Consider the following 9,541-nt stretch of genomic DNA (forward strand, 5'->3'; position numbering starts at 1 on the left):
CGAAACGCTATTTGATGCAGGGCGATCCCTATCACTGTCAGTGCCAGAAAAACACGCGCCTTCTGAAGGAACGCCTTGGCTGGGATGACAGCCGGATCGCCACCAGTTTCCAGTCGGTCTTTGGCCCCGAGGAATGGCTGCGCCCCTATACCGTGCAAGAGGTCGCCCGCCTGGCGCGCGAGGACGGAATCAAGCGGCTGGCAGTCATTGCCCCGGCATTTTCCGCCGATTGCATCGAGACCCTGGAAGAAATCAACGAAGAGATTCGGGAAAGTTTCGAACATGCTGGCGGTCAGCAGTTCACCTATATTCCCTGCCTGAACGACGACACCGCGCATATTGCGATGCTGGCCGGGGTCGTGGCCGATAACCTGAAAGGCTGGATCGGCTAACAGCGCAAACAAAAAGGGCGGTGGAAAACCACCGCCCTTTTCGCTGTATATTCGTAGTGCTTAGTTCGATGCGACAGCAGCGACCAGCAGCAGGAACAGAACGGGCACGATGATGCCGGCGCTGGACGACGAGGTTTCCTCGACGATCACTTCCGGTTCCATAGCGGGCGCCGACATGTTGCCAGCAAATGCAGTCGAAGCAGCGGCGGTCAGAGCAGCAGCGAGAACGAGTTTCTTCATGTTTCCCTCCAGAATGGCCGCACGGACGATTTTCGCCGGTGCGAACTCAAGGCTGTGTTTGTAATACCCACTAAACAGTAAGAAAAAGATATTGCAACCGGCGTTTTAGTCCAGGCCGCAAAGTCACTAGTTTGTCGTCAAATCAGCAACACTTGAGTGCCGGTCTTTGCAAAGCTGAAAAGTTCAGAGATATGCTCGTTGTAAAGGCCGATACAGCCGTTCGACGACCGGCGGCCGATCTTGCGCGTGTCGTGGGTGCCGTGAATCCGATAATAGGTCCAGCTGAGATACAGCGCATGCGTGCCCAGCGGGTTGTCCGGACCCGGCCCGACATAGCTTGGCCAATCCGGGTTGCGCTTCAACATCGACGGAGTCGGGCGCCATTCCGGCCCCTCGACCTTGCGCACAACCGAAGTGCGGCCGCGGCGGGTCATCTCTTCGGACAGGGGCACGCTGGTCGGATACAGCTTGTAGGTTTCCCCATCCTCGGACCAGTAATGCAGCGCCCGCGACGTGGTATCGACAAGGATCGCGCCCTTGTGGAGATTGGCGAAATACGGCTGCCAGCGCAGGGTGCGGAAGCTGGAAATATTGTGCCGCACCTTTTCCGAGACTTCCTCCTCGATCTCGACGGTATCTGCGCCGTCTTGCGCCAGCACCGGCGAGGCAACCCCCGACAGCAATGCCGCGCCACCAGCCAGAAACGCGCGGCGGCTTTTGATGTCAAACGAACCGTGACTCATTGCAATACCCTCATCTTTGTCCAAGACGTATACCGCATGTTATGGCGATCCGGCCTCAGTCGCAAATCAAACACGCGTAAGTGATCCTTGCCGCGCTGAACCGTTTGAACCGCGCAACGCTTCGCGCTAGAGGTAAGGCAAACAAGGGATATTGGTATGCTTCGACTGTTCGCGCTTGTGCTTGTTGCCGCTTTTTCGCTGTCCGCTTGCAGCTCGCCGACGCCCGCCCTGGGCCCGGACGGCAAACCCTTGCCGCGCGTTTATCGGATTTCGGCCGGCGATGGCGCCAAGATTCAGTATCGGATGCTTGATTCGGTGAACGCCCTGCGCGCCGCACGTGGGGTCCAGCCCTTGGTGCTGAACGCCCAGCTGAACGCCGCCGCCGCCACCCATTCGCGCGATATGGCGGTGCAAAACCGGCCGTGGCATTTCGGCTCGGACGGTTCGTCACCGATCGACCGGGTTCAGCGCGTCGGATATCCCGGCACGGTTCTGGGTGAAAACATCTCGGAAACCTACGAGACCGAACTGGAAACCCTTGCCGCGTGGATGGATCAACCCGACACCGCCAACGTGGTGCTGGATGCCCATGCCCGCGATATGGGTTTCGCCTATTTTCAGGAAGCCAGCGGTAAAATCTGGTGGACCATGGTCACCGGCACCGGCGTCCCCGAGGCAATGTAACCCCGCCCGTCAGGGAAAAATATCAATCGCCGTGCCATCGCGCACCATCGACCAGACCTGCTCGACCTCGCGGTCAGTGATCGAGATGCACCCCGCGGTCCAATCGCGCGGCTTGCCCTTGTTCTTGCCCGCCTGCCCATGGATGAAAATATCCCCGCCCGGCGATTTGCCCAGCGCCCGCGCCTCGGCCCGGTCGACGTCATTCGGATAAGAGATGCCCAGCGACAGGTGGAACTGGCTGTAATAGTTCCGCCGGTTGATGAAATAGCGCCCCTCGGGGGTTTTGCCGTCGCCCTCGACCTGTTTGTGGCCTTCGGGCGCGAATCCCAGCGCGACGTCGTATTTTTCCAGAATCTCATCCTGATGCATCAAATACATCCGGCGATCCTGTTTCACGACGACGATTCGCGTCACCTCGGGCCCGTCATAGGGCGGAATACGCGGGCCGGACGCGCACCCGCTTAGGCCCAGCGCTGCGCCAGCCAAAAGAAAACCACGACGATCGAACATTGAACTACTGCCTTGCCTCGTTCGATTATTATTGCCGCGATCATACCGGATTTCAGGGGCGCGGATAATCCCCATTTCGCATCATGCGCGGCTGAACCGCGCCGCCAGTTCGACATGCGGCGACCAGCGGAATTGATCGACCACCTGCACCCAGTCCAGACGATAGCCCGCAGCGGCTAAAATTGCCGCGTCGCGGGCAAAGGTCACCGGGTTGCACGACACGGCGGCGATCACCGGAACCACCGATTTCGCCAGTTGCTGCATCTGCGCCTCGGCCCCGGCGCGCGGCGGGTCGATGACCACGGCGTCAAACCGTTTCAATTCATCCGGCATCAGCGGGCGGCGGAACAGATCGCGGGTTTCCGTGATGATCCGGTGCAGCCCTTGCGCCCGGCGCCACCCCTGATCCAGCGCGGTCAGCATCAAGGCCTCGCTTTCGACCGCCAGAACCTCGGCCCGCTCGGCCAAAGGCAGGCTGAACGTGCCCGACCCGGCGAACAGGTCAGCGACGGTTTTCGCGCCTTGCGTGGCCTCGATCACCGACGCGGTCAGCGCCGCCTGACCCTCTGCGGTTGCTTGAAGGAACGCACCGGCGGGCGGCACGACCAAGGCTTTGCCAAAACGCTGAGCCGGCGGGTTGCGTTCGACCACCAACTCGCCCTCCCAGGTTAGCCGGGCAAGGTCGAACTTGCCGGAAATCGACCCTAATTCGGCCCAAAGCGGCCCATCCAGCGGTTTCGCATTGCTGACCGAGACATCCAGACCCGCCTCGGATCGGGTGACGGCAAACGCCACCTCGCCCTTGCGCGACGCGGCCAGCGGCAACAGCGCCTCAAGCGCTGGCAGGCCCGCGATCAGGTCCGGGTGCAGCAGGTGACAATCCGGCACCGGCACCACGGTATCCGAGCCGCGCGCGTGAAAGCCCAGAATGCCGCCCTTTTTCGTCCGCCGCCCGGCCAGCGTTGCCCGCCGCCGCGACCGGGCGGGCGAGGTCAGGATTGGCCGCATCTCGGCCGTCAAACCCTGCGCCCGCAGCGCGGTTTCGACGACCTCCTGCTTCCACCCGGCGACAAACGAATCCGAGGCGTGTTGCAGCAAGCAACCGCCACAGGTTTTGTAATGCGGACAAGGCGCGCGGACCCGGTCCGGCGAGGGGCTGATGATCTTGGGCTGGGCGATCCGGTCGCCGGTGATTTCGCCGTCGATCTCTTCTCCGGGCAGGGTCAGGGGCACAAAAACCGGCCCTTCGGCAACCCCGTCACCAAGATGGCCAAGCCTTTGAATAATAACGCTCATATCTTGTCTTTATCCTTTAGAAGCTCGGCCTTGGTCAGCGAAAAATCCGAGTCTATCCATGTTTGTTCAAGGCGTTTCAGGCAGGCGCCCAAATCCGGGCCGCGCAGCTGGGGCATCAGGTCGGCGGCCTTGACCGGATAGACCGCCGCATGACCGCGCGCCAGCTCGGCCTGATAGCCGCCGGGCAGCGGCGTCTCAAACAGCGCCGCACGCAGAAACAGCACATCGCGCCCCTCGTCAGGCCCAAGGCGATAACCCAGCGCCGCCGCATTCTCGGGCGCGCCGATTTGATCGCGCAGGCGGGTCAAACGATGTGCTTCGGCGCGGCTGAGGCGCAGGCCAGTTTCGGCCCCCTGCCCACCCAACAGCGCCAGCCGCCGGATCGCATCGGGGGCAAGGCCGCTGTCTTGCTCAAGATGCACCAGAACCGGCAAGGCACGGGCATCGGCGCCGGGCAGGACATGCGCCAGAACACCGGCCTGAACCATCGCCGCAACGCTGGGCGCAGGATCGGGCGCACCCAGCAGTTTTTTCATCTCGGCCCCGACGCGTTCGCGCGAAAGCGTCTCTATTCCAGCGGAAAGCGTGGCACAGGAGGCCAGTCCGTCGGGGTCGATACCGCCCGCCGGATCGCCATACCACGCGTGAAACCGAAAGAATCTGAGGATGCGCAAATAGTCCTCGCGAATGCGCTGGCTGGCATCGTCGATGAACCGCACCCGGCGCGCGGTCAGGTCGGCCAAACCGCCCAGCGGGTCGATGATCTGACCGTCAGGCGCCGCATATAGCGCATTCATGGTGAAATCACGGCGATGCGCATCTTGCTCGGCGCTGTCGGAAAACGCGACCACGGCGCGGCGGCCATCGGTTTCGACATCTTTGCGAAAGGTCGTGACCTCGTGCGGCACATGCGCGGACACCACGGTCACGGTGCCATGTTCGACCCCGGTCGGAACCGGCGTCAGCCCGGCGCGCGTTGCCAGTTCCACCACCGTTTCCGGCAAAGCGTCGGTCGCAATGTCGATGTCATTGACCGGCGACCCCAACAGAGCGTTGCGCACACAGCCGCCGACAAACAGCGCCTGATAGCCCGCGTCGGTCAGCATGGCGCAGACCGCCTGAGTTTCCGGCGCCGCGATCCAATCCTCGGTGATCCGCATCACTCCGCCATCCGTCCTGCAAGCGCACGCAAAATGCGCGCCGTGGCGCCCCAGATGTAATACGGCCCATAGGGCACGGTGTAGTAATGCCGCCGCAAGCCGCGCCAATGACGCGACTGGATCACGAATTGATCGGGGTTCAGCACATGCGACAGCGGCACGGTAAAGACCTCGTCAACCTCGCCGCGCTCGGGGCGCAGGGGAAATGCGTCACTAATCAGGCCGAAAACCGGGGTTACGGTAAAGCCGGTGACGGTTTCATGCGTGGGCAGCGAACCGATAATTTCAACGCGATCGGCAGGCAGACCGACCTCTTCTTCCGCTTCGCGCAGGGCAGTTTCGACCAGATCGCGGTCGCTGTCGTCTTTTTTGCCGCCGGGAAAGGCGATTTGTCCGGGGTGATGTTTCAGCCGCGACGACCGCTTGGTCAGCAAAACCCGCGGCGTGTCGTGATACAGGCTGATCCCGACCAGCACCGCCGCCGGGCGCAGAACCACACCGGCCGGCGGGGCAAAATCGGGATTGAGGTCAAAATCCGACGAGCCCTCGCCCGGCCGGTTCAGCGCCTCGCGCAAGCGGTCAAGGGGCTCAGCCCCTGTCACCCGGCGTCTCCTTTTCGGCTTCGAATCCCAAGGTTTTCGGGTCCAGTTCATAATGCGCGCCGCAGAATTGGCAGTCTGCGGTGACGATGCCCTCGGGCGTGGTCATATGCGCGATATCCTTGGCCGAATAGATCGACAGGCTTTGACGCACCCGCGCCTCGGAACAGGTGCAGCCGAATTTGACCGATTGCGAGTCGAACACCCGCGGCTCTTCTTCGTGGAACAGGCGGATCAACAGCTCGGTCGGCTGGACGGTGGGGCCGATCAGCTCAAGATCCTCGACCGTGTCCAGCAGCACATTCGCCCGCACCCAGTTTTCGCGTGCTTCGTCGTCCAGAATATCCTGCGCCTGAAGCACGCCTTGTTCGCCGCTGCCGCCCTCGCCCGCCGCAAAAGGCGAGGCTTTGGGCATCATTTGCAACATGACACCGCCCGCGCGCCAGGTTTCACCCTGCCCGGCCAGCCGCGAGCGGCCAAAGCTTAGCGAAAACCGCGTCGGAAGCTGTTCAGACTGGGCAAAATAGGTCTCGGCGCAAGCGGCCAATGATCCGCCCGCGATCGGCGTGATGCCCTGATACGGCACCGTGCCTTCGCCCTGATCGATCAGGATCGCCATATAACCCTTGCCGATCTGGCTGAACGGATCGGTCGCGTCGTAATTCAGACGCTCGGCGTCATAGCTGGCATAGGCCCGCACCCGGGCCGAGCGGCCATCTTCGGACGGGCCGTAATAATCGGTCGCGATCAAGCGGGCCGGGCCATCGCCACGCACCTGAATCGACAATTTCCAACGCAGCTTGATCGTCTGGCCGATCATCGCGGTCAAAAGCGCGGCCTCGGCGACCAGCGCCTCGATCACCGGCGGGTAATCGTGCTGCGCCAGGACCTGATCCAACACGCCATCAAGACGCGCGACCCGGCCGCGAATGTCGCAGCGGTCAAGCTGAAAGGGCAGGACGGTATCGTCCCAAGCGATTTGCGATCCGAAAGACATGGGGTTTCCTTGAGAGCCTGTGCTTGGCATACCGCGACAATATAGGCGGCACAACCATCACACCAAGGGGGCAGCGATGATCCGGCGATTTGGCGAACCGGCTTTGGCCGGGCAGACCTATCAGATGCGCGCGGGCGTTTATGCGCTGTTGCCCTTGGGCCGGTCGCTGTTGGTGACCTATCAATCGCGGCCGATTTCCGAGCTGCAATTGCCCGGTGGTGGCGTTGATCCGGGCGAATCACCCCTCGCCGCCCTGCACCGCGAGGCGATGGAGGAAACCGGCTGGAAGATCGCGCCGATCCGGCGCGTCGGTGCGTTCCGGCGATTCACCTTCATGCCGGATTACGACATCTGGGCGGAAAAGATCTGCCACATCTACCTGTGTCAGCCGATCCGCCAACTGCGCCAACCCAGCGAGCCCTATCACACGGTCGAATTCATCCCGATCGACAAGGCCCCCAAAATGCTGGGCAATACCGGCGACCGCTATTTCGCCAGCCTGCTTTAGGCCCTAAGCGCCTACATATTCCAGCAACACGGCAGACACATCATCAGTCAGCGGCTGGTTATTCTGCCGCTGCGTCAATTGTTGAAACAACGTATCCAGAACCTTGGGGCCGGTCAGGGTCGCCGTGCGCGACAACAGGGTGCGCAACCCGCATTCCTCAAGCATTTTTCCGGTATGTCCCTCGGCCTCGGTAAACCCATCGGAATACAGGATCAGCCGATCCCCCGGCGCAAGCATCACCTCGAACGTGTCATAGCGCGCGCCGGGAATCAGCCCGACAGGAACCCCGCCGCCGCCGATGAATTCGATTTGCCCACTGGCGCGCTGCACCGCCGGGTGCGGGTGGCCAGCCTGAACCAGCCGCGCGATGCCGGTTTTCAGGTCCATCACCCCGTAAGCCATTGTAAAATATTCCTCGACCCCGCGGTCGGCCAACAGGCGATCGTTCAATATCTGCGCGACCTCATGCGGGGGTCGCAGGGCGAAAAACCGGTTATATCGGCGCTCAAGAGCGATGTTTTGCTCTAAAAACCGGCCATTCAGATAGCCCGCCAATCGCGCGGTCATCAGGGCCGAGGTAACGCCATGCCCGGACACATCAATGCTGTAAAACGCCAGCCTTTGCGGCCCCGGCGAAAACACCCCGACCAGATCGCCACCGACATGACCGCAGGGCTTCATCAGCATCGAAACCTGCGCCTTGCCGAATTGACAGAACCGCTCGGGCACCAGCGAGTCCTGAATTTTTCGCGCCTGAATCAAGTCGCGGTCGATCGCGTCATACAGCCCCTGCAATTCACTTAACGCGGCGCTGATCAGTTGGGTTTTCGCGGTCAGCTCCTGCTCCATCCCCAGAATACGCTCGCCCGCCATCAGGCGCGCGCGCAATTCGCTGGCATTGACCGGCTTGGTCAGGAAATCATCGGCGCCGTTTTCAAGCCCATGCACCATTTCGCGGGTCTCGGATTTCGAGGTCAGCAGGATGAAATAGCCATAGCTTGCGCGGCGCAGCGCCCGGAACCGGGTGCAAAATTCCAGCCCGGTCATCCCCGGCATCATCCAGTCGCTGATAATGAAATCCACCGGGTAAACGCCGCAGATTTCAAGCGCCTGCGCGCCCGACCCGGCCTCGATCACCTGATAGCCCCATTTCTGTAATGACGCCCGCAGGATTCGCCGCTGTGCCCGGCTGTCATCGACCAGCAGAACCGTACGCCCGGGGGAAACAGGAACAGGCTCGGCAGGCAGGCATGTTTTGGCAAATCGTGTCACGGAATCCCCTAACGTCGCGTTGATTCGACTGTGACGACAACGGCTTAACGGCTGGTGAAGGTTAAAATGCCTCGTAATTTCGCCGCCGCCGTTAGGGGTTGCGTAACTTTGACCCGCCTAATCTGACCGTGGTTGGGGGCCTTCTGCGAATTCGGAGGGCGAAATGATTGATTGGGGCCGCGTTGCGGATCTGAAATCCGATGTTGGCGCGGACGCGTTTGAAGAAGTGGTCGCGCTGTTTTTGGAGGAGGTTGAAGAGGCTATATCGCATCTGAACGCCGCGAAACGGGGCGGCGGCCTGCCGGATGCGCTGCATTTTCTCAAGGGATCGGCGCTGAACCTTGGGTTCGAAAGCTTTGCCCGTGCCTGCGCTGCGGCCGAGAAAACCTGTGCGGCCGCAGGCGGCGCGATGGTGCAGATTTCGGATTTGGTCGACTGCTATCAGCAATCAAAGCGGGTGTTTTTGTCCGGGGCGACATCTGCGGCGGCGTGATTGCCGCCCGGTCGTTGCGACCTCGATGGGCGGTGTCATCCCCGGTCGGCAAATGTGGAACATTATAAAATGATCCGCATTCACCAAGTCGGGGCTGAAAACCCTGTCTTAGCCGGCCTTGCTGGCAGCCAGCAGCGCCATGTTCAGAATGTCGTTCACCGTGCTGACGGTCGAACAGATCTGAATCGGCTTATCGACCCCGGTCAGGATCGGGCCGATCACGGTTGCGCCAGCCATTTCCTGCATCAGCTTGACCGAGATCGAGGCCGAGTGCCGCGCCGGAACCACCAGAATATTGGCCGGGCCGGTCAGGCGCGAGAACGGGTAATGCTGCCGGGCGTTCTTGTTCAGCGCAACATCGACGGTCATTTCGCCTTCGTATTCGAAATCGACACCGCGCTCGTCCAGAACCAGCGGCGCAACGTGCATCTTTTGTGCCCGCTCAGACATCGGATAGCCGAAGGTCGAGAAGCTGACGAAGGCGACGCGCGGCTCAAGGCCCAGACTGCGGGCGACTTCGGCGCTGCGCTCGGCGATATTCGCCAGATCGTTTTCGTCCGGCCATTCATGCACCAGCGTATCGGCAATCAGCACGATACGCCCGTTCAGCAGCAACGCCGTCACGCCAACCGCCCCATCCGAGGCGC

The 9,541-nt window shown here is 61.7% G+C and carries 13 protein-coding genes; 4 read left to right on the forward strand and 9 right to left on the reverse strand.

Going from position 1 to position 9,541, the window contains the following annotated elements; all coding sequences use genetic code 11:
- Positions 1 to 392, forward strand: a 392-nt coding sequence (locus ABYW26_RS05705; RefSeq protein ID WP_372603823.1) for a ferrochelatase, incomplete at its 5' end; no start/stop codon positions are given.
- Positions 393 to 452: 60 nt separating this feature from the next.
- On the opposite strand, the gene ABYW26_RS05710 is transcribed toward ABYW26_RS05705, so the two are convergent.
- Both ABYW26_RS05710 and ABYW26_RS05715 read right to left on the reverse strand, forming a co-directional pair.
- Entirely contained in the window at positions 453 to 632 is a 180-nt protein-coding gene (locus tag ABYW26_RS05710; protein ID WP_372603824.1) for a hypothetical protein, read from the reverse strand.
- Positions 633 to 769: 137 nt separating this feature from the next.
- Positions 770 to 1,375, reverse strand: a complete 606-nt coding sequence (locus ABYW26_RS05715) for a L,D-transpeptidase (RefSeq protein ID WP_372603825.1) — start codon at positions 1,373 to 1,375, stop codon at positions 770 to 772.
- A 156-nt stretch (positions 1,376 to 1,531) separates the two neighbouring features.
- Between ABYW26_RS05715 and ABYW26_RS05720 the strand changes: the two genes are divergently transcribed.
- Positions 1,532 to 2,059: a CAP domain-containing protein gene (locus ABYW26_RS05720; protein ID WP_372603826.1), complete on the forward strand. Its 528-nt coding sequence runs from the start codon at positions 1,532 to 1,534 to the stop codon at positions 2,057 to 2,059.
- 9 nt (positions 2,060 to 2,068) lie between these two features.
- Here ABYW26_RS05720 and ABYW26_RS05725 read toward each other — a convergent pair whose 3' ends face one another.
- The 5 genes from ABYW26_RS05725 to ABYW26_RS05745 form a co-directional block, all read right to left on the reverse strand.
- The gene (locus ABYW26_RS05725; RefSeq protein WP_372603827.1) at positions 2,069 to 2,569 is read right to left on the reverse strand and encodes a murein L,D-transpeptidase family protein; all 501 of its coding nucleotides are present in this window, start codon (positions 2,567 to 2,569) and stop codon (positions 2,069 to 2,071) included.
- 81 nt (positions 2,570 to 2,650) lie between these two features.
- A complete protein-coding gene (locus tag ABYW26_RS05730) occupies positions 2,651 to 3,865 on the reverse strand; it encodes a class I SAM-dependent RNA methyltransferase (RefSeq protein ID WP_372603828.1) in 1,215 nt (404 codons plus the stop codon).
- Positions 3,862 to 5,025, reverse strand: a complete 1,164-nt coding sequence (locus tag ABYW26_RS05735; protein ID WP_372603835.1) for a CCA tRNA nucleotidyltransferase — start codon at positions 5,023 to 5,025, stop codon at positions 3,862 to 3,864. The genes ABYW26_RS05730 and ABYW26_RS05735 overlap by 4 nt, the downstream gene beginning before the upstream one ends.
- Positions 5,025 to 5,627 carry a CoA pyrophosphatase gene (locus ABYW26_RS05740; protein WP_372603829.1) on the reverse strand — a complete coding sequence of 201 codons (603 nt, stop codon included), beginning with the start codon at positions 5,625 to 5,627 and terminating at the stop codon, positions 5,025 to 5,027. The genes ABYW26_RS05735 and ABYW26_RS05740 overlap by 1 nt, the downstream gene beginning before the upstream one ends.
- Positions 5,614 to 6,621: an Hsp33 family molecular chaperone HslO gene (locus ABYW26_RS05745; RefSeq protein WP_372603830.1), complete on the reverse strand. Its 1,008-nt coding sequence runs from the start codon at positions 6,619 to 6,621 to the stop codon at positions 5,614 to 5,616. The genes ABYW26_RS05740 and ABYW26_RS05745 overlap by 14 nt, the downstream gene beginning before the upstream one ends.
- A 76-nt stretch (positions 6,622 to 6,697) precedes the next feature.
- Here ABYW26_RS05745 and ABYW26_RS05750 point away from each other — a divergent pair, with 76 nt between their 5' ends.
- On the forward strand, positions 6,698 to 7,129 hold the full coding sequence (locus ABYW26_RS05750; RefSeq protein WP_372603831.1) for an NUDIX domain-containing protein: 432 nt from the start codon (positions 6,698 to 6,700) through the stop codon (positions 7,127 to 7,129).
- A gap of 3 nt (positions 7,130 to 7,132) precedes the next feature.
- On the opposite strand, the gene ABYW26_RS05755 is transcribed toward ABYW26_RS05750, so the two are convergent.
- Entirely contained in the window at positions 7,133 to 8,401 is a 1,269-nt protein-coding gene (locus ABYW26_RS05755; RefSeq protein ID WP_372603832.1) for a PP2C family protein-serine/threonine phosphatase, read from the reverse strand.
- 163 nt (positions 8,402 to 8,564) lie between these two features.
- Between ABYW26_RS05755 and ABYW26_RS05760 the strand changes: the two genes are divergently transcribed.
- The gene (locus ABYW26_RS05760; RefSeq protein ID WP_372603833.1) at positions 8,565 to 8,894 is read left to right on the forward strand and encodes an Hpt domain-containing protein; all 330 of its coding nucleotides are present in this window, start codon (positions 8,565 to 8,567) and stop codon (positions 8,892 to 8,894) included.
- Positions 8,895 to 9,002: 108 nt separating this feature from the next.
- Here ABYW26_RS05760 and ABYW26_RS05765 read toward each other — a convergent pair.
- Positions 9,003 to 9,541: phosphate acyltransferase (locus tag ABYW26_RS05765; protein ID WP_372603834.1), on the reverse strand; the 539-nt coding region annotated here is incomplete at its 5' end.

This window comes from Actibacterium sp. (genome assembly GCF_041584535.1).
Lineage (GTDB): Bacteria > Pseudomonadota > Alphaproteobacteria > Rhodobacterales > Rhodobacteraceae > Actibacterium_D.

Coding starts and splice junctions, on each gene's coding strand:
- ABYW26_RS05710 (WP_372603824.1), bottom strand. CDS start 632: ATGAAGAAACTCGTTCTCGCTGCTGCTCTGACCGCCGCTGCTTCGACT.
- ABYW26_RS05715 (WP_372603825.1), bottom strand. CDS start 1,375: ATGAGTCACGGTTCGTTTGACATCAAAAGCCGCCGCGCGTTTCTGGCT.
- ABYW26_RS05720 (WP_372603826.1), top strand. CDS start 1,532: ATGCTTCGACTGTTCGCGCTTGTGCTTGTTGCCGCTTTTTCGCTGTCC.
- ABYW26_RS05725 (WP_372603827.1), bottom strand. CDS start 2,569: ATGTTCGATCGTCGTGGTTTTCTTTTGGCTGGCGCAGCGCTGGGCCTA.
- ABYW26_RS05730 (WP_372603828.1), bottom strand. CDS start 3,865: ATGAGCGTTATTATTCAAAGGCTTGGCCATCTTGGTGACGGGGTTGCC.
- ABYW26_RS05735 (WP_372603835.1), bottom strand. CDS start 5,025: ATGCGGATCACCGAGGATTGGATCGCGGCGCCGGAAACTCAGGCGGTC.
- ABYW26_RS05745 (WP_372603830.1), bottom strand. CDS start 6,621: ATGTCTTTCGGATCGCAAATCGCTTGGGACGATACCGTCCTGCCCTTT.
- ABYW26_RS05750 (WP_372603831.1), top strand. CDS start 6,698: ATGATCCGGCGATTTGGCGAACCGGCTTTGGCCGGGCAGACCTATCAG.
- ABYW26_RS05760 (WP_372603833.1), top strand. CDS start 8,565: ATGATTGATTGGGGCCGCGTTGCGGATCTGAAATCCGATGTTGGCGCG.